General features: G+C 65.4%; 18 protein-coding genes and 1 other annotated feature. Of the genes, 8 read left to right on the top strand and 10 right to left on the bottom strand.

The window, feature by feature from the left end; translation table 11 throughout:
• The first annotated feature begins 14 nt into the window (after positions 1–14).
• Positions 15–2,171, top strand: a complete 2,157-nt coding sequence (locus A3Q7_RS19415) for a sodium-translocating pyrophosphatase (RefSeq protein WP_040570670.1) — start codon at positions 15–17, stop codon at positions 2,169–2,171.
• A 99-nt stretch (positions 2,172–2,270) separates the two neighbouring features.
• Here A3Q7_RS19415 and A3Q7_RS0104650 read toward each other — a convergent pair whose 3' ends face one another.
• The 4 genes from A3Q7_RS0104650 to pip form a co-directional block, all read right to left on the bottom strand.
• Complete coding sequence (locus A3Q7_RS0104650; protein ID WP_018410691.1) at positions 2,271–3,080, bottom strand: S1 family peptidase; 810 nt, start codon at positions 3,078–3,080, stop codon at positions 2,271–2,273.
• A gap of 470 nt (positions 3,081–3,550) precedes the next feature.
• Entirely contained in the window at positions 3,551–4,189 is a 639-nt protein-coding gene (locus A3Q7_RS0104645; protein ID WP_018410690.1) for a response regulator, read from the bottom strand.
• 21 nt (positions 4,190–4,210) lie between these two features.
• The gene (locus A3Q7_RS0104640; RefSeq protein ID WP_018410689.1) at positions 4,211–5,557 is read right to left on the bottom strand and encodes an ATP-binding protein; all 1,347 of its coding nucleotides are present in this window, start codon (positions 5,555–5,557) and stop codon (positions 4,211–4,213) included.
• Positions 5,558–5,563: 6 nt separating this feature from the next.
• Positions 5,564–6,532, bottom strand: a complete 969-nt coding sequence (pip, locus tag A3Q7_RS0104635; protein WP_018410688.1) for a prolyl aminopeptidase — start codon at positions 6,530–6,532, stop codon at positions 5,564–5,566.
• An 87-nt stretch (positions 6,533–6,619) separates the two neighbouring features.
• Between pip and A3Q7_RS0104630 the strand changes: the two genes are divergently transcribed.
• Positions 6,620–7,804 (top strand): Eco57I restriction-modification methylase domain-containing protein, encoded by a 1,185-nt coding sequence (locus A3Q7_RS0104630; RefSeq protein ID WP_040570669.1) that lies wholly within the window; start codon positions 6,620–6,622, stop codon positions 7,802–7,804.
• A gap of 118 nt (positions 7,805–7,922) precedes the next feature.
• On the opposite strand, the gene A3Q7_RS0104625 is transcribed toward A3Q7_RS0104630, so the two are convergent.
• The 3 genes from A3Q7_RS0104625 to ybaL form a co-directional block, all read right to left on the bottom strand.
• The gene (locus A3Q7_RS0104625; protein WP_018410686.1) at positions 7,923–8,858 is read right to left on the bottom strand and encodes a universal stress protein; all 936 of its coding nucleotides are present in this window, start codon (positions 8,856–8,858) and stop codon (positions 7,923–7,925) included.
• 63 nt (positions 8,859–8,921) lie between these two features.
• Complete coding sequence (locus A3Q7_RS0104620) at positions 8,922–11,609, bottom strand: HAD-IC family P-type ATPase (protein WP_018410685.1); 2,688 nt, start codon at positions 11,607–11,609, stop codon at positions 8,922–8,924.
• A gap of 37 nt (positions 11,610–11,646) precedes the next feature.
• Positions 11,647–13,362, bottom strand: a complete 1,716-nt coding sequence (gene ybaL / locus A3Q7_RS0104615) for a YbaL family putative K(+) efflux transporter (RefSeq protein WP_018410684.1) — start codon at positions 13,360–13,362, stop codon at positions 11,647–11,649.
• A 236-nt stretch (positions 13,363–13,598) separates the two neighbouring features.
• On the opposite strand from ybaL, the gene A3Q7_RS0104610 reads away from it, so the two are divergent.
• The 5 genes from A3Q7_RS0104610 to pqqA all read left to right on the top strand — a co-directional run bounded on the left by A3Q7_RS0104610 (position 13,599) and on the right by pqqA (position 20,217).
• A complete protein-coding gene (locus A3Q7_RS0104610) occupies positions 13,599–14,144 on the top strand; it encodes a hypothetical protein (protein WP_018410683.1) in 546 nt (181 codons plus the stop codon).
• Between the two features lie 135 nt (positions 14,145–14,279).
• Positions 14,280–15,569 (top strand): TolC family protein, encoded by a 1,290-nt coding sequence (locus A3Q7_RS0104605; protein WP_018410682.1) that lies wholly within the window; start codon positions 14,280–14,282, stop codon positions 15,567–15,569.
• A 13-nt stretch (positions 15,570–15,582) separates the two neighbouring features.
• Positions 15,583–16,830 (top strand): efflux RND transporter periplasmic adaptor subunit, encoded by a 1,248-nt coding sequence (locus A3Q7_RS0104600; RefSeq protein ID WP_018410681.1) that lies wholly within the window; start codon positions 15,583–15,585, stop codon positions 16,828–16,830.
• 14 nt (positions 16,831–16,844) lie between these two features.
• Entirely contained in the window at positions 16,845–20,012 is a 3,168-nt protein-coding gene (locus A3Q7_RS0104595) for an efflux RND transporter permease subunit (RefSeq protein ID WP_018410680.1), read from the top strand.
• Positions 20,013–20,142: 130 nt separating this feature from the next.
• Positions 20,143–20,217 (top strand): pyrroloquinoline quinone precursor peptide PqqA, encoded by a 75-nt coding sequence (gene pqqA, locus A3Q7_RS20635; RefSeq protein ID WP_008060153.1) that lies wholly within the window; start codon positions 20,143–20,145, stop codon positions 20,215–20,217.
• A 210-nt stretch (positions 20,218–20,427) separates the two neighbouring features.
• On the opposite strand, the gene A3Q7_RS21330 is transcribed toward pqqA, so the two are convergent.
• Positions 20,428–20,676, bottom strand: a complete 249-nt coding sequence (locus A3Q7_RS21330) for a helix-turn-helix domain-containing transcriptional regulator (RefSeq protein ID WP_018410678.1) — start codon at positions 20,674–20,676, stop codon at positions 20,428–20,430.
• 34 nt (positions 20,677–20,710) lie between these two features.
• Positions 20,711–22,141 carry a metallophosphoesterase gene (locus A3Q7_RS0104580; protein WP_018410677.1) on the bottom strand — a complete coding sequence of 477 codons (1,431 nt, stop codon included), beginning with the start codon at positions 22,139–22,141 and terminating at the stop codon, positions 20,711–20,713.
• A gap of 167 nt (positions 22,142–22,308) precedes the next feature.
• On the opposite strand from A3Q7_RS0104580, the gene A3Q7_RS0104570 reads away from it, so the two are divergent.
• Positions 22,309–23,540 (top strand): IS3 family transposase gene (locus tag A3Q7_RS0104570; RefSeq protein WP_088178478.1). Its coding sequence is split into 2 segments (ribosomal slippage): positions 22,309–22,597 and positions 22,597–23,540, totalling 1,233 coding nucleotides; the frame shifts between segments, so codons are not numbered across the junction.
• Positions 22,587–22,703 (top strand) — a sequence feature (AL1L pseudoknot). (Overlaps the previous gene by 117 nt.)
• A gap of 36 nt (positions 23,541–23,576) precedes the next feature.
• Here A3Q7_RS0104570 and A3Q7_RS0104565 read toward each other — a convergent pair.
• A complete protein-coding gene (locus tag A3Q7_RS0104565; protein WP_018410676.1) occupies positions 23,577–24,812 on the bottom strand; it encodes an ATP-binding protein in 1,236 nt (411 codons plus the stop codon).
• Positions 24,813–24,914: the final 102 nt, after the last annotated feature.

Raw genomic sequence — 24,914 nt, 5'->3', positions numbered from 1 at the left:
CAAGAGGAGGGGTGATGTCGACTTACGGTCTGTGGTTCGCACTCGCTTGCGCCGTTCTGGCCATTCTTTACGGCGCCTTGTCCAGCAGGTGGATACTTGCCCAGCCCACCGGCAATCCGCGAATGCGGGAAATTGCCGATGCGGTGCAGGAGGGGGCAAAGGCGTATCTGAACAGGCAGTACCGCACCATCGCGCTGGTTGGCGTGGTGCTGGCGGTCGTGCTCGCGCTGACGCTGGGCGTCTCCACCGCCGCCGGCTTCGTCATCGGCGCCGTGCTGTCCGGTGCGGCGGGATACATCGGCATGAATGTGTCGGTGCGTGCCAACGTAAGAACCGCCGAGGCGGCGCGCAAAGGCATTTCCGAAGCATTCGATGTGGCTTTCCGCGGTGGCGCCATCACCGGCATGCTGGTGGTCGGGCTGGGTCTGCTCGGCGTGGCCGGCTATTTCGCCGTGCTGCGCAGCGGTGCCGCGCCGGGCGATGCGATGGACCACATCATCCATCCACTGATCGGGCTGGGATTCGGCTCGTCGCTCATTTCCATCTTCGCGCGACTGGGGGGCGGCATTTTCACCAAGGGCGCGGATGTGGGCGCCGACCTGGTGGGCAAGGTCGAGGCCGGCATTCCGGAGGATGACCCGCGCAACCCGGCGGTGATCGCCGACAATGTCGGCGACAACGTCGGCGATTGCGCCGGCATGGCGGCCGACCTGTTCGAAACCTATGCCGTCACCACGGTGGCCACCATGCTGCTGGGCGCGCTGATGCTGAAGGACCACGCCGAGGCGGCGGTGATCTATCCGCTGGCGCTGGGCGGGTTCTCCATCATTGCGTCCATCATCGGCTGCCTGTTCGTGAAGACCGCGCCCGGCCAGAAGATCATGAACGGCCTTTACCGCGGCCTCATCGTCGCCGGTGTGCTGGCGCTCATCGCCTTCTATCCGCTGACCACGCTGCTCATGCCCGACGACGCACTGAGCGCATCGATGGGCATCGCCGACGGCGCGCAGTGGCGGCTCTATGGTGCGGCGGTGGTGGGGCTGGTGCTGACCGGTCTGATGGTGGTGATCACCGAGTACTACACCGGCACCGACTTCGATCCGGTCAAGCATATCGCGCAGGCCTCCACCACCGGTCACGGCACCAACATCATCGCCGGCCTGGGCGTGTCCATGAAGTCATGCGCCTGGCCGGTTCTGGCCGTGTGCGCGGCGATCTGGGCGGCCTACACGCTGGGCGGCCTGTATGGCATCGCGATTGCGGCCACCTCCATGCTCAGCATGTCCGGCATCGTGGTGGCACTCGATGCCTACGGTCCGATCACCGACAACGCGGGCGGTATCGCGGAAATGTCGGAATTGCCCGATTCTGTGCGGGCCGTGACCGATCCGCTCGATGCCGTGGGCAACACCACCAAGGCGGTGACCAAGGGCTATGCCATCGGCTCGGCCGGTCTTGCCGCACTGGTTCTGTTTGCCGACTACACGCACGCGCTGGAGGCGGTCGGACACAGCGTGGCTTTCGATCTCGCGAATCCCGCAGTCATCATCGGCCTGTTCATCGGTGGCCTGATTCCCTACCTGTTCGGTGCGATGGCGATGGAAGCGGTAGGGCGTTCGGCCGGCGCGGTGGTGGTTGAAGTGCGCCGCCAGTTCAAGGAAATCCCCGGCATCATGGAAGGTACGGCCAAGCCCGACTACTCACGCGCGGTCGACATGCTCACCGTGGCGGCGATCAAGGAAATGATGCTGCCGTCGCTGCTGCCGGTGCTGGTGCCGGTGGTCGTTGCATTCGGCATGGCCTTCCTGATGGGGGCGGAAGCCGGTGTGCAGGCCCTCGGCGGGGTGCTGATGGGCACCATCGTCACCGGCCTGTTCGTCGCGATTTCCATGACCACCGGCGGTGGTGCATGGGACAACGCGAAGAAATACATCGAGGACGGCCATCATGGCGGCAAGGGGTCCGATGCGCACAAGGCGGCGGTGACCGGCGATACCGTCGGCGATCCGTACAAGGATACGGCGGGCCCGGCGGTGAATCCGCTGATCAAGATCATCAACATCGTGGCACTGCTCATCGTGCCGCTGCTGCCGTCGGCGGGCGGAGGGCAGGTTGCCCTGCAGGATGCCGCCGCCGCGCCTGTCGCTTCGGTGCAGAGCGACGCGCGATGACGCGGCGACCCCGTCCCCCGCCGTGTCGACACGGACGGGGGACGGGGCCTGCGACGAAGCACCTCGTTGCCGTCAAGCGGCGGACCGGAGTGTTCAGCTTTACCGCGGAGGCAACCGGCTCGCCTTTACTGCGGCTTCTATGGCGCCCCGGCTGTCGGGCTCTGCATCCGCCCACTCCCGCGCCACCGCACGCAGGCCGTTCCAGTTGCCTTCGTTCTCGAGCTGTATCGCCCGCAGGAAGAAGGGCTTGTCGTGATCCTCGGCAGCCCAGAACGGTGCTGCCGCCATCTGCAGCGGAAGTTCTATGTCGCGGGCTTCGGCCAGCCCCTTCTTCACCCATTCGACCGGCACGGCAAAGTTGCGCTGCAGGCCAGGCACGAAGAAGGTCAATACACCGACCACGCGGTTCTGTTCGTCGAACAATGCGCCGCCCGATGCGCCCTGCTTGAAGAAGGCGTCGGTTTCGATGACCTGGGCACCATCCATTTCGTGCAGCGCGATGACGCGGCCTTCGCTGATCGACAGGGCACGCCCGCCGGAGAAGCCGACCGCACGGACCGTGTCGCCGACCTTGAGCTCGCGCGACGCGGACAAGGGAGCGGGATTGCCCATGGTGGTCGCACTGTTCATGACGCACAGGTCATGCCGCGTATCCGCGGTGCGCGCGCTGACCGGTACGCCGTAACTGCCACGCGCCACGATCACGTGCGAGGCACGGCCGACGACATGGCAGTTGGTGACGATGTGGTGGTCATCGATCAGCACACCGCTGCCGCTGCTCATGCGGCCATCGGCATCCGCAGCCATCACCTTCACCATGTGGGAGGACAACTGGAGATAAAGCTCGGCGTCGTAGGCGTGTACGCCTGGAGCCATGGTGAGCATGAAAAGCAGGCCAAGGGTGCGCATGATGACTCTCCTTTTGTCCGCGTCCGGAGAGCGATCCTCCTTGGCGGCGGCAGGTGAACTAACGGGACATTGCTGGAAACCTGTATGGGCGAATCCGTTATGGAAGGCGCGAGCGCCGTTTTTTTGCCGCGTTGCACCATCAAAAGCTCGAAGCGTGCCAGCCTTCATGCATCGCATCGATGCATTGGATGCAGAAGGTTAAATGGCGATGGCTCGTTCGTTCGATGGACATACGCACCTCCTCGCGGCCGTTGCATGTTGCAGCGCAACAGGTTCGGGTGTGTCAGGCATGTTTCACCGCTCAACAGGAGTGCGCGGGAAATGAAGCATGTGCATGCGGGGAGCGGGCATGCGCGCACACGGGAGGATGTCCTCGCCGGGTGCGTGCCGTTGCGCGCAGGCACCATTGCGGTGCAAACAGGATGCCTGTGAGCAGGCCTTGGTCGTTCCCGCGCCCGGGGACGCTGCAATCAGGCTTCGATCAGCCCGTTGCGCAGCGCGATGAGCGTGAGCTCGGCCTGGTTGGAGGCGCCGAGTTTCTGCTTCACGTTGTAAAGATGGGTACCCACTGTCGATGAAGAAAGATGCAGGGTTTCCGCGATCTGGTTCACCGACTCGCCGCGCGCGAGATGGATGAACACTTCGAATTCCCGTTCCGACAGCGCCTCGACCGGGTTCTGCGAACCGGTAACGTCCTGCATCGCCAGCTTCTGGGCGATTTCGGCGTCGAGGTACATGCGTCCTGCGGCCACCGTGCGCACCGCATCGATCAAGGCCTCGGGTGCCCCTCGTTTCGACAGATAACCGCTGGCGCCTGCCTTCAGCACGCGCTTGGGATGCGCCGTGTCCTCGTGCGCCGACAGTGCGAGCACGCGCACCGCCTTGTCGCGTGCCACCAGGCGGCGCACCGCCTCGATACCGCCCATGCCCGGCATTGACAGGTCCATCACGATCACGTCGGGTTTCAGCTCGGGGTAGCGCTGGTAAGCCACCTCACCGCTGTCCGCCTCGCCCACCACCTCGATGTCCTCGCACGCAGCCAGCAGCAGCTTGAAGCCCATGCGCACCACGGCATGATCATCCACCAGCATGACCTTGATCGGCCCCATGTCGTCCTCCTCCCGTTCTTTTCAGTCCAGCGGCAGTCGGGCACACACACGCGTGCCGCCGCCGTCGCGCGGATAAAGTTCCAGTTCGCCGCCCAGCGCCTGCGCACGCTCGCGCATGCCACGCACACCATGATGGCCGCGCTTGGCGGACCAGCCGTCTTCCAGTCCGCGTCCATCGTCCTCGACCGCGATCGCCAGCGTACGTTCGTTGCCGGTCAGCGAAATGCGGATCGATCCGGCGTGCGCGTGCTTCAGCGCATTGGTCACCGCCTCCTGCACGATGCGATAGGCGGCCAGCTTGAACGAGTCTCCGGGCGACTCGGGCAGCCCGTGCAGCCACAGCTCGAACTGGATGTCAGGATGATGCCGCCGCCATTCCGACACCAGATCCTCCAGTGCATCCTGCAGGCCCAGATTGTCCAGCGCCAGCGGCCGCAGCCGCGGGATAATGCTGTGCATGACGTCGTACAGATGATTGGCCGTATCGACGATGAGCTGCGCCGCCTCCGCGCTGCGCGGATCGCACTGCGCGTCGCGTCGCGCGATCGACAGCCCCATGCTCTTGATCGCGGTCACCGCCTGGCCCATTTCGTCATGCAGTTCGCGCGCGATGTCGCGCCTTTCCTCTTCCAGGCGGCTCTGGATGAACTGCGTCAGTTCGCGGTTCTCTTCCAGATTGCTGCGTGCTTCAAGTGCCTCCTGCCGCGCATTCATGTTTTCCTCGATCGCTTGCGCCATGCGGTTGAAGGCCAGCGCCATGGTGCCGGCCTCCGCGCCGGGCAGGGTCGGCAGCCGCGTGTGGTAGTCACCCGCGCGCATCTGCTCCAGGCCGCGGACTATCGTGCTGAAAGGCCGGATTTCGCGGCTCACCAGCCAGAACACCAGACCGTTGCCGATCACCAGCGCGATCGATCCGGCGATCAGCAACTGCATCGCTTCGTCCCAGCCATCAAGGATGGCACGCGAGGCGTCGGCGCTGATCACCAGCCGGGCGCCATCGGTCAGCGTGATTTCCTGCTGCGGCCGCGAAGGCATGATGGCGTCCGCGTACCAGTCCGGAGCATCCCGCCCCGCCTTGTAGGGCGATGGCGGCGAGGTGTAGATCATGCCGCCGCGCGCATCCACCAGCGAAATTTCAGTGGCGCGCACCCGCCCGAGCCGGTGCAGGAAATCCACCAGGGCCGGCGAACCGGTATTGGCGTACACGATGGCCACGCGCGACAGCAGTTGCGTCGCCACGCGATTGGCCGCCTCGATCTCCTCGGTGACCGCGCGTCGCGTACCCATCATTTCCAGCATCATCATGGTGCTGGTGAAGGTGAGGATGAGCAGTGCGATCAGCAGATTGAGCTTGAGTCGGAGGCTCATCGATGTCTACTCCATCCCGGACGCAGCGGGAAACACGCCGTCCCGCGCGAAGGCGCTCAGCGCGGCGTCGATTGCCGCCAGGCTGGCGGGTTGGTAGGGATCGTGCCCCGCGTCGTGGGCCCAGAAGAGCGCGCTGCCGCTCAGCGTGCGGTGCGCCCGCCAGGCGTTCTGCGGCCGGCACACCATGTCGCGCGTGCCATGGACGAAAGCGACCGGCAGTCCGCGCAGCCGCGCGATCGCATCCAGCACCTTCGCTTCCGACGTGAAACAGCGATGCTGCAGGTAGTGCGACTGGATGCGGTAACGGTTGCCGAGCGCGGCCAGTTCGTCGCCGGTCGGTGCCGGCAATGTGTCGTGCGCCGGCCAGGTGCCCAGCGCATGCTCCCAGTCCCGCCATGCCTGCGTAGCGGTTTCGATGCGCTGCCGGTCGCCGGAGGCGAACGTGCGTGCCAGTGCCTCGACCACACGACGACGCCAACGCGCGGGCAAGGATTGCAGGAAGCGTTCGTGCGCCACCGGCGCAAGCGCCGCCGCACCGTGGAAGAACCACTCGATATCCGCCCGTCCGGCCAGGAAAAGCCCGCGCATCAGCACACCGCTGCAGGCGCCCGCGTGGCGGGCGGCATACAGCGCGGCAAGCGTCGCGCCCCAGGAACCGCCAAACACCAGCCAGCGGTCGATGTTCAGATGCGCGCGCAGGGTTTCGATATCCGATATCAGCGCATCAGTATGGTTATGACGTGTTTCGCCCGCCGGCGTGCTCAGTCCGCAACCGCGCTGGTCGAACATCACCACGCGGTAGAGCGCGGGGTTGAACAGGGCGCGCTGGCGCGGCGAACAGCCGGATCCCGGGCCGCCGTGAAGATACAGCGCCGGAATGCCGTCGCGGCGGCCGCTCTGTTCGTAGCGGATGCGATGGCCCTGGCCGACGTCAAGCCAGCCCTTGTCGTAAGGTTCTGAAACGGGATGCAGCATCGGCCTGGGCAGCGAAGGGCGGGGCGCAGATGGTAGCCGATGCGCGGCGGGCGCACATGTAGCGGCCGCACATGGGACAATCGCGCGATGGATGACAGGACTCACCGGGTGGAACGCCTGGGCCAGGTGTTCACGCGCGACGACGTGGTGCAGACCATGCTCGCACTGCGCAGGAACGCCGGCCGCGTGCTCGAACCTTCGGCCGGCGATGGCGCGTTTGCGCATCATCTGCCGGGATGCACCGCCATCGAAATCGATCCGGCGGTGGCGCCGGATGGCGCCCGCGTGATGGATTTCTTCGCCTACCCGGTCAGCGAGCAGTTCGACACCGTGATCGGCAATCCGCCCTATGTGCGCTACCAGGACATCCTGCCCGCAACGAAACAGTTGCTCGACAGCGATCTGTTCGACCGCCGGAGCAACCTCTATCTTTTCTTCATCGAAAAGTGCGTGCGTCATCTGAAACCGGGTGGAGAACTGATTTTCATCGTTCCGCGCGACTTCATCAAGCTCACCGCCGCACGCCGGCTGAACCAGTGGCTGTTCGACCAGGGCAGCATCACCGATTTCATCGAAACCGGCGACAGCCGCGTGTTCGGGCCCTATGTCCCGAACTGCGCCATCTTCCGCTTCGAAAAGGGCCGCCGCGACCGTGCGCTCAGCGACGGGCGCCGCCTGCATTGCGAGCGTGGCCAGCTCATGTTCCTGCACCGTGACTACTCGGTGCCGCTCGCCTCGCTGTTCGATGTCAGGGTGGGTGCGGTTTCCGGGGCTGACGACGTTTTCGTGCATCCCGATGGCAATATGGAATTCGTCTGTTCCACCACGCTGGATACCGGCGCCACCCGGCGCGCCTTTTTCGACGTGCGCAACGACTGGCTGGAACGGCACAAGCCCCGCCTGCTGGCGCGCCGCGTACGTGATTTCGATGAGAGCAACTGGTGGCGCTGGGGGCGCATGCACCATCGCTCGGACGCGCCGCGCATCTATGTGAACAGCAAGACCCGCAAGCCGCGTCCGTTCTTCCTGCATCCGTGCCGCAATTACGACGGCTCGGTTCTCGCGCTGTTCCTGCGTCCGCAGGTGCGCGATGTGCACCGGGCGACCGACCTGCTCAATGACGCGGTCGACTGGTCGGAGCTGGGATTCGTCTGCGACGGCCGCTTCCTGTTCGCACAGCGCAGCCTGCAGACCTGCATGCTGCCGGACGTGTTTCTCGAACTGATCGACGAAGGCGCGACAAAAAAGGACGCCGACACGAAGTCGGCGTGAATGTCCTACCCAATAGGACAAGGAGGAGTCGAGCAATGGGCTCCAGTATGGCTTTCGCTCCGACGCGCGGCATGATCCAGCTCAAACCCTCGGCACCTGGGTCGCGCCGGTCCGGCACTCAGACGAATTCCTCCTCCGCTCCAGCGGGAAGTAGCGCCGCCGGACGCGGATCGACCACCACCAGCGTGTCGACATCGCATTCGGCCAGCACGTGCCGGGTCACACTGCCGATCAGCAGTTCCTCGGTCACATGAGTACCGTGCTTGCCCATCGCAAGCAGATCGCAGCCATGCCTGCGTTGCGCGTCGGCGATGTGACGGGCGGCATCCCCGTGTTCCACCATGACCGTGTAGTGACTGCGATCGAGTCCGGCTTCCGCGGCAAGCCCGTGCAGCCTGTGCAGAGCGCGCTCGCGGGCTTCGGCGCGGTATCCGTGGATCACCTCCTGCGACACGCCGGCATACTGCAGCATGCCTTCGAACGGCACGTCAAAGGTGTGATGCAGCAGCAGATCCGCCCGGCATGCGATCTTGCGTGCCATGCGGATCGCGGCCAGCGACGCCGGCGAAAAATCCACTGCGACCAGTGCGCGCGTGTAGTGTGAGGAGCACGGCGTCTTCACGATCAATACCGGGCACGTACTTCTGCGCAACAGGTGGGATGCGGTCGAACCGAGCAGAAGCCGGCGCAGGGCGCCTTCGCCGTGTGCGCCGACGATGACCAGATCGGCGGCGACCGACGCGGCGAACGCCGGCACGAAGAACTGCGCAAGTCCCGCCTCGACCTTGAGTTCCGCGATCACCCCCCGATTGCGCGCAGCATCGCCGGCGATCGCGGCCATTGCCTCGTACTGACGCTGCAGCGCTTTGGCGGCAACGATTTCCGCGTCATCGCCCAGCAGGTTGCGCAGCGGACCCAGGGCATCGAGCCCGAGCGCGTGGATCAGCGTGTAGCGCGCATCCGCCCGCGATGCCAGATCGAAGCCGCGATCCACGGCCTGAAGCGAAGCGGGCGACAGATCGGTGGCGGCGATGATGTGATGGAGTTTCGACATGGATGTCTCCCGACGAGGTTGGCCCCGGCCTCGCGCAAGAGGCATGAGCCGGATGGCCGCACCCTAAAGTCTATGGATGGCCAGTCTGCGCAGGACGGCTTTCTCGAACTCGACAGCCAGGAACACGAGCAGCCCCAGGCTGAGGATGATCAGCCAGGAATTCAGGTCCAGTCCGCGGCTGTGGAAGAGCTGCTGCATCGGCAGCGAGTAGGTGAAAGCAAGCTGCAGACCGATCAGCACTACGCACACGACGAGGGCCGCGCGGTTTCCGGCAACTGTTTCCGGACGGAAGGCATGCGCGGTGAAGTGGCGCACGTTGAACAGATAGAACAGCTCGGCGACCACGATCATGTTTACCGCGGCGGTGCGCGCCACTTCCAGGCTGCTGCCGCGCGCAAGCTCCCAATGGAAAACGCCGAAGGTGGTGACTACCATCAATCCGATCACGAAGAGGATGCGCAGCGCCAATGCACGGGTGATCAGCGGTTCTCCCGGTGGGCGAGGAGGATGGCGCATCACGCTGCGCTCGGCCGGTTCGAAGGCGAGCGACAGCGCCAGTGTGACCGAGGTGATGGTATTCACCCACAGTATCTGCCCGGCGGTGACCGGCAGCGGCAGTCCGGCGAAGATGGCCAGCAGGATGACGCCCGCTTCGCCGCCATTGGTGGGCAGCATGTACATGAGCGACTTCTTTATGTTGTCGAACACCACGCGCCCTTCGTGCACCGCGCTGGCGATGGTCGCGAAGTTGTCGTCGGTCAGCACCAGATCGGATGCTTCGCGCGCTGCATCGGTCCCCTTGTTACCCATGGCCACGCCGATGTCGGCGAGCTTCAGGGCGGGGGCGTCGTTGACGCCATCGCCGGTCATCGCTACCTGCTGACCCTCCGCCTGCAGGGCGGCGATCAGCCTGAGCTTGTGCTCCGGACTCGCCCGGGCGATGACGTCGATATCCAGCGCCTGCCGCCGCAACGCGTTTGCGTCCAGCCGGTCGAGCTGTTCGCCGGTCAGCGCGCGATCGGCCTGCAGGCCAAGCTGTTTCGCGATCGCCATGGCGGTGACGGCATGATCGCCGGTGATCATCTTCACCCTTATGCCTGCCTGGTGACACTGACGTATGGCAGTCACCGCCTCCTCGCGCGGCGGATCGATGATGCCGACCAGAGCCAGCAGTTCGAAACGGCGACGCATGTCCTGCAGGTCGAGATGCGTGCGGCCGGTTTCAAAATCCGCCTGCGCCAGCGCCAGCACGCGCTGCCCGGAACCCGCCGCACGCGTGACGGCTTCGCTCCAGTATGAAAGGTCCACCGGTGCGCCGCCGGCCTGCGTCGCGCACAGTGCCAGCACGCGTTCCGGCGAGCCTTTCAGGAAGACGCAGGCGCGTCCGGCGTGGTCGTGATGCAGCGTGGCCATGTACTGCCGTTCCGATTCGAAGGGCAGGGCATCCACGCGAGGCCATTGCGCCGCGCACGATTGCGGTTCGATTCCCGCCTTCATGGCCAATGCCACCAGCGCGCCTTCGGTCGGATCGCCGGCCAGCTCCCAGCCGCCATCGTCCTGCGCATGCAGCCGCGCGTCGTTGCACAGCAGCGCACAGCGCAGCGCGCTCAGGATGGCCTCGTCCTCGCTCGCAACGACCGGTTTGTCCTGCCGGTGAAAGCCGCCTTCCGGGGCGTATCCGCTGCCACTGACCTCAAATTCGCGATCAGCCAGAGTCAGCCGCACGGCTGTCATTTCGTTTCGCGTGAGCGTGCCGGTCTTGTCACTGCAGATGACAGTGACTGATCCCAGCGATTCGACCGCCGGCAAGCGGCGCACGATGGCCTTGCGCTGCGCCATCCTGCGCGTGCCCATGGCCAGGACTATGGTCACCACGGCCGGCATGCCTTCGGGAATGGCGGCGACCGCCAGTCCGACCACGGCGAGGAAGAGTTCCATCAGCGGCATGCGTGCAACGAAGTACCCGTATGCCATGGTGAGCAGCGCCACCACCAGGATGACCGCGGTGATCTGGCGCGCGAACTGGTCCAGGCGCCGGGTCAGCGGAGTCGCCAGCACATCCACTTCACCCACCAGCTCCCCGATGCGCCCGATCTCGGTGTGCGTACCGGTGGCCACCACGAGGCCGTGCGCCTGACCACTCGCGACCAGCGTGCCGGCATGGCACATGCAGCGGCGGTCGGCCACGGCCGCCGACGGGGCCACCGCAGCGACGTCCTTGTCCACAGGGGCCGATTCGCCGGTCAGTGCCGCTTCGACCAGCCGCAGATTCTTGCTGCGCAGCAGGCGCAGATCGGCGGGCACCTTGTCGCCGGATTCAAGCAGCACAACGTCGCCCGGAACCAGCGTTGCCGCGTCGATCTGGTGTCGCTCACCGTCACGCAGTACGGTCGCGCGCGCGGCCAGCATGCCGCGTACCGCATCGAGCGCTCGCTCCGCCTTGCCTTCCTGCATGTGGCCGATCAGCGCATTGATGAGCACAACGCCGAAGATGACTGCAGAATCGACCTCATGGCCGAGCGCGACCGTCACGATGCCGGCCAGCAACAGCACGTAGATGAGCGGATTGTGAAACTGCAGCAGGAAACGCAGCCACACGGGTTTCCGGGTGGCCGAGCGCAGGCTGTTCGGGCCATGCAGGGTGAGGCGAGCGGCGGCTTCGGCATTCGCGAGTCCTCGCGAGGGCTGCACAGCAAGTGCGGCTGCAGCCGCATCTGCGGACATCGCATGCCATGCCGGGTTGTCGATCATCCGTGCACCGGGTGCGCTGCCCATCGCCTGAAACCTCCTAACTGCCGTTACCGCTTGTCGCCTTTGCGAAGTGGCGCGCGACGTGATCCGCCATGCCGCGCGCCAGTTCGTGTTCGCCCAGGAACACCGTGCCCAGACCTTCACGCCTCAACAGCTCGGCTTCTTCCTCGTTGTGCGTGCGCAGCACGACTTCAATCTGCGGATTGAGGGTGCGTGCGATATCGATCATCGTCCGCAGATTGACCGTTTCCGGGATGGCGATCACCAGCAGCGCGGCCTGCGCGATGTGCGCCTGGATCAGCACCTCGGGCGTCTGCGCATCGCCGAATACCGCGGCGATGCCCTCTCGCCGGAGCTGGTCCACCCGCTCGCGATTCTGTTCGGCAACCACGAATGGAATCTTGTGTTCGCTCAATGAATCGGCGATGCGTCGGCCGACCCGGCCATAGCCCACCAGCACGACCTGTCTGTTCAGCGTGCTCTGGTCGGTGTTCTGCGGCAGTTCGGCCAGCGGGTCGCTGCGATACTCGAGTTCGCGCGCCAGTGCCGAGCGCTCGATGATCCAGTTGCGTGCCGGCTCGACCAGCGAGAACAGTGCGGCATTGGCGGCAATGGAAATCAGCGCGCCGGCCAGCACCAGGCTCTGTCCTTCGGGCGGGAGCAGTCCCAGGCCCACGCCCAGACCGGCCAGGATGAAGGAGAACTCGCCGATCTGGGCCAGGCTGGCGCCCACCGTGAGTGCGGTGTTCAGCGGATAGCGGAAGGCGAGCACCAGCAATACGGCGGCCAGCGTCTTGCCCAGCATGATGATGGCCACCACCGCGAGCAGCTTGACCGGCTCGGTCCAGATCACGGTCGGGTCGAACAGCATGCCGACCGACACGAAGAACAGCACCGCGAAGGCGTCGCGCAAGGGCAGCGACTCATCGGCCGCGCGATGGCTGAATTCGGATTCGCGCATCATCATGCCGGCGAAGAAGGCGCCCAGCGCGAACGACACGTCGAACAGCGCGGCCGCGCCGAACGCCACGCCCACCGCGATGGCCACGACGCTGAGCGTGAACAGCTCCTGCGATCCGGTACGTGCCACCCACCAAAGCATGCGTGGCAGTACGCGCCGTCCCACCACCAGCATCAGCACGATGAAGGCCACCACCTTCGCCAGCGTGATGCCCATGGCAGACCACAGTCCGCCGGCATGGGAATGCACGGCCCCGGGATCGGCGGCCAGCACGCCGGAAAGAGCCGGCAGCAAGACCAGCACGAGCACCATCACCAGATCTTCCACCACCAGCCAGCCGACCGCGATCTGGCCATTGATGGACTTCAGCACGCCGCGCGCCTCGAGCGCACGCAGCAGCACCACGGTACTGGCGACCGACAGGCAAAGCCCGAACACGACGGCCGCGCCGGCATCCCAGCCCCAGAACATCGCCACCCCCGCACCGAGCAGCGTGGCGACCACGATCTGCACGATGGCGCCCGGTATCGCGATGCGCTTGACCGCCATCAGGTCGGCCAGCGAGAAGTGCAGGCCGACGCCGAACATGAGCAGCATGACGCCGATCTCGGCGAGTTGCCCGGCGAGGCTCACATCGGCAACGAAACCGGGGGTGCTCGGACTCACCGCGATGCCGGCGAGCAGATAGCCCACCAGGGGCGGCAGGCCGAGGCGGGTGGCGATCAGGCCGAACACCATGGCGAGCCCGAAGCCTGCGGCAATGGTGGCGATGAGGTTGATGTCGTGCGGCATGTGTGCGGGTTCTTGTTGTGTATGAAACATCCCGTCCGATGAAGGCCCGGGTGCCGGGTGATGCGTGAGGCGGGCGCTGCGTCGCGAAGGATGGACGGATGTGGATCGTCCGCATCCGTCCTTGGGGCGCAACCGGGAGACCAACGGCTGCACACGACGCGGACGAAGTGCGAACGACGCATGCATGACGTTCTTCGCATTAGATCAGACTTCGCTGACGGCACCGGCCGGCAGCGGTGCTCGCGCCGGATCGCGATGTCCTGGGCATCGCGCGTGGCCGTGCGCTGTGGGACGACAGTCCGCGCGATGACGAGTTCCCCTCGCCCCGGGAATGCGTCATCGATACGGGCAACGGGTTCCATGCGCAATGGGGCAGTGGTATAAGGACGGGCATGCGCCGTCTGCCTCCCATCCTGTCCTCACTGCTTGCCGCAGTGCTGCTGGTCACCCTGCTCAGTCCGCATTTCGGCTGGGAAATGGTGGCCGAGCAGCTCGAAGGACATGGGCTGCATGCAGCGCTCGACGCCCACGGCCATGAGGCGTCCCCTGCGCCGCCTTGCGCCGGCACCGCGGACGATGAGTCGCATCATCACGGCTGCGCTGCGCACCAGTTCTCGCACATCCCCGGCCATCTGATGGCCGCGTCGACCTGGTCGCCGGCGCTGACGCGGGAACGCGTCGCATCGGCCGATCGCACCGACTTCCGCTCCTTCTTTCCTCCGCGCCTCGACCGGCCGCCCACACACCGGGACACCTCCCGGCTGTACCCGCTTCCGAGCTGAGTCCGTCCGCATCGACATCCGTCGGTGCGCGCGCCGCACGGGGCGGGCCAGCACGGGTTGACGCCCGACGCCCCGCGCCCCTCCGGCTGGCACGGTGCGCGCCGGGTTTTCTGGTCGAACCCTGGAGCGGATTTCATGTATCGAATACTCATTGTGTGGGCGCTCGCCTGCGCAGGGGCGGTCGACGCCCCGGCGCAGACGGCGATGCCCGAAGCCGGCGCGCTCGCGCGGGCGCCATCGGGCGGCGAAAACGATGCCGCTTTCGTCGAGCCGTCGGCGCCGCTGACACTGCAGCGGGCCATCGACTACGCGCTGGCGGCCAATCCCGAACTGGGCGTGGCCGTGCGCGAGGTGCAGGCGCGCGAGGGCGCGCGCATCCAGAGCGCGCTGCGCCCGAACCCGGAGCTGGGCGTGCAGGTGGAGGATGTGCGCGACCGCAGCCGCAGCACCACGCTGGAGCTGTCGCAGCGCATCGAGCGGGGCGGCAAGCGCGAAGCGCGCATGGCGGCCGCGGATCTGGCCGGAGCGGTGGCGCGGCACGATCTGCAGGCGCGCAGGCGCGCGACCGTCGCCGCCGTGTACAGCGCCTTTCACGCGCTGCTGGCGGCGCAGGAAAGCCAGCGCATCGCGCGCGACTCGCTCGCCCTCGCGCAGCAGGCGAGCGCGGCGGCCGCGCGCAGAGTGCGGGCGGGCAAGGTGTCCCCGGTCGAGGAAACGCGTGCGAAGCTGGCCGAAGCGTCGGTCCGCAGCGAGCGGGTGGCGGCGGACAGCGCGCTGCGCGTCGCGCGCATCCGGCTGTCCGCACTGTGGGGCAATGCCGGACCGAGGTTCGAGCGCGCCGAAGGCCCGGTCGGGCATGACACCGAACTGCCCGCGCTTGAGCGCGTACTTGCCGCGCTCGATGACGCGCCGGCGATGGCCGGCGCGCGCTCCGAGGTGGAACGACGGCGGGCCGTGGTGGAAGTCGAGCGCAGCCGCAGTGTGCAGGATGTGACGCTCAGCGTCGGCGCACGCCGCAACGAGGAGCTGGGTCTGAACCAGGTGCTGTTCGGCGTTTCGATTCCACTCGCCATCAATGACCGCAACCAGGGTGCCCTGTACGAGGCGCTGCAGCGCGCCGACCAGGCGCGCGACGAACTGGCGGCAAGACGGCTGCAGCTTGCCGGCCAGCTCATCGGCGCCTGGGAACGCGCAACCACCGCGCGCGAACGCGTCCGCCTGCTCGACGCCGAGGTCCTGCCGGGCGCCGACAGCGCCTACCGAGCCGCGGTGACCGGCTTCGAACTGGGCAAGTTCAGCTTCCTCGAGGTGCTCGACGCCCAGCGCACCCTCTTCCTGGCGCGCACGCAGTACCTGCAGGCGCTTTCCGAAATGCATGACGCGCTGGCCGCCATCCTGGCGGTGGTCGACGCGAAACAGATCTGATGGGTGAATCATCATGTCCGCTTACCGACTGTCGTCGCTGATCCGCCAGCGACCCTTGTCCGCCGTCACCTGCGCCGTCGCGGTGACCGCAGTCGCTGCCGTATTGACCGTGCTCGCCCTCATGCCGTCGGCCGGCCACGGCCCGGGTGCCGGGGGCGACGCGCACCCGGCGCACGGCACCGCGCCCGCTGCGGCGAGCCCGCACAGCGCCCATGCCGAGCCGGCGCCCGGCGTCATCGCGCTCGGCGCCGACCGCATCGAACAGGTCGGCATCACCCTGGGCGAAGCGGGGCCGGCCACGATGGTGTCGTCCATCGAACTGCCCGGCGAGATCCGGCTGGACGCCGACCGTACCGCCCACGTCGTGCCGCGCGTGCCCGGCGTGGTCGAGCAGGTGAACGCGGACCTCGGCGCCGACGTGCGCAAGGGCCAGGTGCTTGCCATCCTCGCCAGCACGGTGCTGGCCGAACAGCGCAGCGAACTGCTCGCGGCGCAGAAGAGGCTGGAACTGGCGCGCGTCACGCACGAACGCGAACGGGCGCTGTGGCAGCAGAAGGTGTCGCCCGAACTGGATTATCTGCAGGCACAGCAGGCGCTGAAAGAAGCGGAAATCGCGGTGGCCAGCGTGCGCGGCAAGCTGTCCGCGCTGGGCGCGCAGGCCGTGGCCGAAGGCGGCGCGCTGAACCGCTATGTGCTGCGCGCGCCTTTCGACGGGCAGGTGATCGAGAAGCATCTGTCCATCGGTGAGGCGGTGCGCGAGGACACCCAGGTGTTCACGGTGTCCGACCTCGCCACCGTGTGGGTCGATGTCAGCGTGCCCGCGCGCGAACTGGAGCGCGTGCGCGCGGGCAGCCGCGTGAGCGTGCGGTCCGTGTCTTCGGGACGGGTGGCGCACGGCACGGTCGCGCATGTCGGGGCCTTGCTGGGCGAGCAGACGCGGGCCGCGCTCGCGCGCGTGGTGCTGCCGAATCCGGACCGGGCCTGGCGGCCCGGCCTGTTCGTCAGCGCGGTGTTCGAGGCCGGACGCAGCGAGGTCGCGCTGGCCGTCGATGAGGCGGCGGTGCAGAACGTCGACGGCAAGGACGTGGTGTTCGTGCGCACCGCCGACGGTTTCGTTGCCCGTCCGGTGCTGCTTGGCCGGCGCGGCGATGGACAGGTCGAAGTGCGGGCCGGACTGGCGCCGGGCGAGCGCTATGCACGCGGCAACAGCTTCGTGCTGAAGGCGGAACTCGGCAAGGCCGCCGCCGAGCACGTGCACTGAGCGGAGGCACTGACATGTTCGAACATCTGATCCGCTTCAGCATCGAGCGGCGGCATCTGGTGCTGCTGCTGGTGCTGGGCATGGCACTGCTCGGCCTCTACAGCCTCCAGCGCCTGCCCATCGACGCCGTGCCCGACATCACCAATGTGCAGGTGCAGATCAACACCGAGGCGGCCGGCTACTCGCCGCTGGAAGTCGAACAGCGCGTGAGCTGGCCGATCGAGACAGCGATGGCCGGTCTGCCCGGCATCGAACAGACCCGTTCGCTGTCGCGCTACGGTCTGTCGCAGGTGACGGTGGTGTTCAAGGAGGGCACCGACATCTACTTCGCGCGCCAGCGCGTGCTGGAGCGGCTGCAGGACGCGCGCGACCGGCTGCCGGCGGGCATCAGCCCGCAGATGGGGCCGATCTCCACCGGGCTGGGCGAAATCTTCCTGTGGACGGTGGAAGCGGAGGAGGGCGCGCGCAAGCCGGATGGCAGCGAATGGACGGCGATGGATCTGCGCGAGATCCAGGACTGGATCATCAAGCCGCAACTGCGCACCGTGCCCGGCGTGACCGAAATCAACACCATCGGCGGCTACGCGCGCGAATACCAGGTGGCGCCGGACCCGGACCGCCTGCGCGCGCACGGGCTCACGCTCGATGCGGTGATCGATGCGCTGGAGCGCAACAATGCCAGCGTCGGCGCGGGCTACATCGAGCGCCATGGCGAGCAGTACCTCGTCCGCGCGCCCGGCCAGATCGGCTCGCTGGAAGAACTGGGCGACATCGTGCTGACCACGGTCGATAGCGTGCCGGTGCGCATCCGCGACGTGGCCGCGGTGGGCTTCGGGCGCGAACTGCGTACCGGCGCGGCCACCGACAACGGGCGCGAGGTGGTACTGGGCACGGTATTCATGCTGATCGGCGAAAACAGCCGCAGCGTCGCGCAGGCGGTGGCGAAGCGCATGGAGGACATCAACCGCAGTCTGCCGCCCGGCGTGCGTGCGATCACCGTGTATGACCGCACCGTGCTGGTCGACAAGGCCATCGCCACCGTGAAGAAGAACCTGCTCGAGGGCGCGGTGCTGGTGATCGTGGTGCTCTTCGTCTTTCTCGGCAACATCCGCGCCGCGCTGATCACCGCGCTGGTCATCCCGCTGGCCATGCTGTTCACCTTCACCGGCATGGTGCAGCAGAAGGTGAGCGCCAACCTCATGAGTCTGGGCGCGCTCGACTTCGGCATCATCGTCGATGGCGCGGTGGTGATCGTCGAGAACTGCGTGCGCCGGCTGGCGCACCGGCAGCGGGAAGAGAACCGGCCGCTCGATCTGCGCGAGCGGCTGGACGAGGTGTTCGCCGCGGCCCGCGAGTCGCGCCGGCCGCTGCTGTTCGGCCAGCTCATCATCATGGTGGTGTATCTGCCGCTGTTCGCGCTGTCCGGCGTCGAAGGCAGGATGTTCCACCCGATGGCCTTCACCGTGGTGATCGCGCTGCTGGGCGCGATGATCCTGTCCATCACCTTCGTGCCGGCGGCGGTCGCGCTGTGCATGAGTCGCCCGGTGAACGAAGGCGACGGCCGTGTCATGGCGGCGGCGCGGCGCGGTTACGCCCGCCTGCTGGCCTGGGCCTTCGCCCGTCGCGGCGGGGTATTGCTGGCCGCCGCACTGGCGGTGGCAGGCGCCGGCGTGCTGGCTTCGCGCCTGGGCAGCGAGTTCGTGCCCAGCCTCAACGAAGGCGACTTCGCCATCCAGGCGCTGCGCATTCCCGGTACCAGCCTGAGCCAGTCGGTGGCCATGCAGCAGCAGATCGAAGCCACGCTGAAGGCGCGCTTTCCGGAGATCGAACGCGTGTTCGCGCGCACCGGCACGGCCGAGGTGGCGTCCGACCCGATGCCACCGAACATTTCCGATGCCTATGTGATGCTGAAACCGGTGGACCAGTGGCCGCAGCCGCGGCGCAGCCGTGCCGAGCTGATCGCAGCGGTGCGCGAAACGGTCGAGTCGCTGCCCGGCCAGGCCTACGAGTTCTCGCAGCCCATCCAGCTTCGCTTCAATGAGCTCATTTCCGGCGTGCGCAGCGATGTGGCGGTGAAGGTGTTCGGCGACGACATGGACGCACTGGAGCGCAGTGCCGGACGCATCCTCGCCATCCTGCAATCGGTGCCCGGCGCGGCCGAGGCCAAGGTGGAACAGACCACCGGGCTGCCGGTGCTCACGGTGCGCATCGACCGCGCCCGGGCAGCGCGCTATGGCGTGAACGTGGGCGACATCCAGGACGCGGTCGCCACCGCGATGGGCGGACGCGGCGCCGGCACCGTGTTCGAGGGCGACCGCCGCTTCGACATCGTGGTGCGCTTCGCCGACGCGGTGCGCACCGATCTGGACGCCTTCGCCCGCCTGCCGATCGCGCTGCCATCGACCGGCGGTGACGGCGCGCGCTTCGTGCCGCTGTCCGAACTGGCATCGCTGGACCTGCAGCCCGGCCCGAACCAGGTGAGCCGCGAGAACGGCAAGCGTCGCGTGGTGGTGACCGCCAACGTGCGCGATCGCGACCTTGGCTCCTTCGTCGCCGAGGCGCAGCGGCGCATCGCCGCGGAACTGGCACTGCCGCCCGGCTACTGGACCGCCTGGGGCGGCCAGTTCGAAAACCTGCAATCGGCGTCCGGACGGCTGCGCATCGTCGTGCCGGCGGCGCTGGGTCTGGTATTCCTGCTGCTGTTCATGATGTTCGGCAATGCGCGCGATGGCCTGGTGGTGTTCACCGGCATTCCGTTCGCGCTCACCGGCGGCGTGCTGGCGCTGTGGCTGCGCGACATTCCGCTGTCCATTTCCGCCGCGGTGGGCTTCATCGCGCTGTCCGGCGTGGCGGTGCTGAACGGTCTGGTCATGATCGCCTGCATACGCGGCCTGATCGATGAGGGCCGGCCGCTGATGGAGGCGATACGCGAAGGCGCCTTGCAGCGCCTGCGCCCGGTGCTCATGACCGCGCTGGTCGCCTCGCTCGGCTTCGTGCCCATGGCCATCGCCACTGGCACCGGCGCCGAAGTGCAGCGTCCACTGGCCACCGTGGTGATCGGCGGCATCCTGTCCTCGACCGCGCTCACGCTGCTGGTGCTGCCGGTGCTCCTGGCCGGACGCGCGCGTGAGGACGAGCCGGTGCCGGCCAGCGACGGGCGACTGTCCCGCCCCGCTTCATGAATATCCTTAGACCCGGTTCAAATCGTCCCTGACGCCCCGGCCGGGACGTTTGTCGATACTGACAGTGCGCACCAAGCAATCCCGGGAGCTGCAAGGTTCGCACTGTCCAATCATCAACGAGGAGATCAACATGAACTGGGAAACCCCGAAGGCCACCGACCTGCGTTTCGGCTTCGAAATCACCATGTACGTCGCCAACCGCTAAGTTCTGCGGGTGGATGAAAACGGCGGACCTTCGGGTCCGCCGTTTTTGTTTGTGTCGCCGGTCTGGACGTCGCGGTGCGGTGGGCGGTTCAGGTGCGTGTGGATAAGCGGCAGCAGAGCCCGCGGAATTCACGAGAAGCGGTGAGCGCCTTCCAGGGCCGCTCAGTCCGCTTTGACCGAGGGGTAAGACCGCGCCCCGCGCACTTGATGATCAAGCCGGTTGGGCCGTGAATTTGACGCCGAGCGCGCGAGCCACCTTCATCACGGTTTCGAAACGTGGTTTCGCGCCTGGCGCCAGCGCCTTATAGAGGCTTTCGCGACCCAGGCCCGCATCTTTGGGGAAATATATGAGGTCTGACCCCAATAATTGGGGGTCAAACCGTTGCGACTTCCGGGTGCGACGGCCCTGCAGGCGCCCAACCGCCGACCCGATGAAAAAAGGCCGGACGCCCGTGGGCATCCGGCCTTTGCAGCCCAACCTGACGATGCGACGCTCAGGCGCGGCGGCGACGGGCTGCCAGCGGCACCAGTACGACGAGGCCACCCAGCATCAAGGCGAGCGCCGAGGGCTCCGGCACGGCGGCCACGGCGAAGCGACCATTGCGGTCGACCACGGCCCACACCACGTTGGTGGCGGTATCGACACCGTAGGTACCGAGGCCGTACCCGGCCTGCCAGGCACCGGCAACAAATGTCACCGTGCCTTCGCTATTGGCTTCGACTGCGAGCACCCACTTGCCATCGAGCTGATACATCAGGCGAAGCAGCGCCTCATCCAGCACCTGGCCTTCGTCATAGCTCAGCGTGAGCACGAAGGGGTCGGCGATGTTGTCGAGTTTGTCGTCCATGCCGCCCAGGTAGAGGATGTCACTCGCCAGATCATGGGTCTTCGTCATCCAGCCGAAATTGACGATGTTGCCCAGTTGCTGGGTGATGCCCGGTCCCGAATCGGGTTGGGTCGTGACCGAGCGGCCATCAAGGTTTTCGCCGGCGACGATTTCCGCAGCCGTGCCGACAAAACCATTGCCCGCGGCAATCTCGCTCTTCAGGCCTGCGTACGACTCACCAACGCCAATGCCATAGGATTTGCCATTGGTCGAGAACGTGGTGCGGTCAGCCACACGCCACTCCGGAACCCATGTTTCGTCGTAGTTCGACGAGGCCGGCGGAGTCGCCGAGTAGTGCGTGAAGGTCACGAAGGGTCCGTCGATATCAACGATGCTGTAGCCGACCTCGTTGCTGGTCAGCGCGACGCCGACTTCCTCGCCATCGTTGAATTCATTTTCGAAGCGATAGTATTTTTCCGCGTTCGACCCTGAAACGATGTGGTGCAGCAGCACGTCCTTGCCGTCGACGGCTGCCGAGCGGCTGTACTGATGGTCGTGGCCGCTGAGGTAGGCATCGGCGCCATTGGCGCCAAGCTGGGCCAGTATCTGCATGCGCAAGGGGCTGTCTTCCAGCACACCTTCGCGGGCGCGGCCGAAGAAGGGCTCATGGGCGTAGACGAACATGTGTTCGTTGCTGCCCTTTTCCTGGCTGGTCACCCAGCCGATGAGCTCGCTCGGCAACGCGCCATACAGATCGAGTGCGACAAAGCGCGTGTTGTTGTACGAGAACGAGTACGACGCACCGGGGCCGGCGACTACCGTCGGCGCGCTCATGCCGGGCAGGGCGGCCGACCAGATGCTGGTGCCACGATAGTCCGACGGCCCGAGCAGCGGATCGATGCCCGGCGTGGTGCTTTCTGCCTTCACATCGTGATTGCCGCGCGTTGCGTACACGGAAATGCCGGCGTCGATCAAGGGCTGGGCGGTCTGTTTCCAGGTTTCGAATTCGGCCGCAGTGCCGCGCTCGGTCAGATCGCCGATCGAAATGACGAGGTCGATATCGTGGCTATTGACGAAGCGGTCCACCACCGGTTGCATCAAACGGACGGATACGCCGCGCGGATCGCCGCCACCCTGCGTGTCGGTCAGCAGCCCGAAGGACCACTGTGTCGATGTGGACGTGCCGGACGCTGCAAACCCCGGACCTGCGGCGAGTGAACCGCCCCGGATTTTGCGGAGGCTCCAAGTCTTGAGAAGATGGAGCCATGAAGAAATCATCGAAGTTCTCACCTGAGGTTCGCGAGCGTGCTGTCCGGCTGGTGCATGAGCACCGCGGGGAGTACCCGTCGTTGTGGGCGGCGGTCGAATCGATCGCACCGAAGATTGGTTGCGTGCCGCAGACGCTGCTGGATTGGGTCAAGCAGGCGGAAGTCGACGCGGGCGCGCGTCCGGGCGTGACGACGGCGGATGCGCAGCGCATCAAGGATCTGGAACGCGAGGTCAAGGAGCTTCGCCGCGCCAACGAGATCCTGAAACTTGCCAGCGCGTTTTTCGCCCAGGCGGAGCTCGACCGCCGTTTGAAGTGATGTACGGGCTGGTCGATGAGCACCGCGACCGCCACGGGGTCGAGCCGATGTGCAAGGTTCTGCAGATCGCCCCGTCGGCCTATCGGCGCCATGCGGCGCGCTGCAGAGATGCTTCTCTGCTCAGTGCCAGAGCGAAACGGGATGCTGCGTTGCAGCCTGCGATCAAACAGGTGTGGGATGCGAATCTGCAGGTCTATGGCGCGGACAAGGTCTGGAAGCAGATGAACCGCGAGGACGTAGAGGTTGCGCGCTGCACGGTCGAACGTCTGATGCGCAGGCTCGGCCTGCGAGGTGTCGTACGTGGCAGGAAGGTGCGTACCACGGTCGCAGACCCCAAAGTGGCGTGCCCGCTGGACAAGGTCAATCGGCAGTTCAGTGCCGAGCGGCCGAATCAGCTCTGGGTCTCGGATTTCACCTACGTCTCAACCTGGCAGGGCTGGTTGTATGTGGCTTTCGTGGTGGATGTGTTTGCCCGACGCATCGTGGGCTGGCGCGTAAGCACTTCGATGAGTACCGACTTCGTGCTCGATGCGCTGGAACAGGCGCTGTACGCGCGTCAGCCCGAGCGCGACAGCAGCCTGATTCATCACTCGGACCGCGGCTCGCAATACGTGTCGATCCGCTACAGCGAACGACTGGCAGAAGCAGGCATCGAGCCTTCGGTGGGCAGCAAGGGCGACAGCTACGACAACGCGCTGGCCGAGACCATCAACGGGTTGTACAAGACTGAGCTGATCCATCGCCGTGCGCCGTGGAAGACACGGGAGGCGGTGGAACTGGCCACCCTCGAATGGGTGTCCTGGTTCAACCACCATCGCCTGCTCAGTTCCATCGGCTACATTCCGCCTGCCGAGGCAGAGGCGAACTACTATCGGCAACTCACCCGTCGGGCCGACCTCGTGCCAGCCTGACTTAACCCAACGGGCCTCCGCGAAACCCGGGGCGGTTCAGTTCAATATCTGCTTCGGCTTCCGTGCTAGGTCAATGATGAACGGCGAGTGTGTAGTGGCAACAATCTGTGACTCATGACCACTAAGTTCGTAGATCGTGTCACGCATCTGATTCGCCGCACTGGGATGCAGATAAATCTCAGGTTCTTCAAAGCAGACGATTAGAGATCGAATATGATCATCTTCTCTCTTTGAAAGCCATTTTTGGCGGAAACGAAGCATGCCAAACGCGGCTGCCCGAATCATTCCAGAGCCTTGGTGGCTCACTGCTGTCCTGACGTTGCTGGACATCTCAACATTGAATGTCGGTTTCAGCGCAGTCTTTGGATCATTCAAGCTGGCTGTGGCGTGAAGCTGGGAATCAGGAAATACACTTGCCAGCACCGAATTCAACTCAGAAATCATTTTTCCGAATTCGGAGTCACTGTCCTCTGGATCGAGTTCCTCAGCGAGTTTGTCCAGATACTCCTGCGCTTGGGAATAGTTTTCCGATGCACCGCGCACATCTTCAAACAATTCGTTCAATGTCTTTCCGAGAACTCCAGAAGGAGAGCCTTCAATTTCGCCAACCGAGGTATCAGCCGGTATGAGCAAAAAACGCGGCAACATTTTTAGAACAACGCCTGGAATACCACCTGGATTCTGAAACCAAATCTCCGAATCATTTGTATCCCAAATCGCGTCTAGCTGGTCAAGCTTTTCCTGTGCCGCCTTGCTTGCCCCAATATTGGCCGCCAAGGCGGGGAAAAGGTCTTGAACCTCAGCGGCGGGGGCTCCCTTGTCGATCAAGTCTTGCCCTGTCTTGTATCCTGCGAATTCAGGCTTGATGGCGCGTTCCTTAGATCTGAACTCGATGATGGCGTCCTGACCGAGCGTATATGTTTTCTTGTATGTAACTGATAGCCCAGAATCGGAAGCGTCGTCAGTAGGGTAGGAAAAGATTCGGCCCTTGAATCCGCGCCACTCTTTCGCTTCAACGGGAAGATTTCTGAACTCGGCTACCAGCGTAATAGTGTTGACGGCGGGCTTGGTTTCCCCTGTCTCTTCGTCAACAATGGAAAAATACTCAGAACTTGGAATGGCTTTTTTCGCAGACAGTAACCATTCAATTGCCTTCAGAACTGTACTCTTGCCCGCGTTGTTTGGCCCGATTAGAAATGTTGCATCACCAAAAAAAATCTTTGTTGATTGAATTCTTTTGAAACCATCGATCTGTAGGGAGTGCAGCTTCATAGTGGTCCTTGAGAGCTAACGACGCTGTAGAAAAACCCCATTCCGGGGCAAGCAGTTGCTTCCGGCCCTCGCCGGTTCGAAGTCGTTCTTCCTCATTTCAGT

The organism is Methyloversatilis thermotolerans (assembly GCF_000372885.1).
In the GTDB taxonomy this organism is placed as follows: Bacteria; Pseudomonadota; Gammaproteobacteria; order Burkholderiales; family Rhodocyclaceae; genus Methyloversatilis; species Methyloversatilis thermotolerans.
This window is presented reverse-complemented; position numbering and strand designations above follow the sequence as displayed.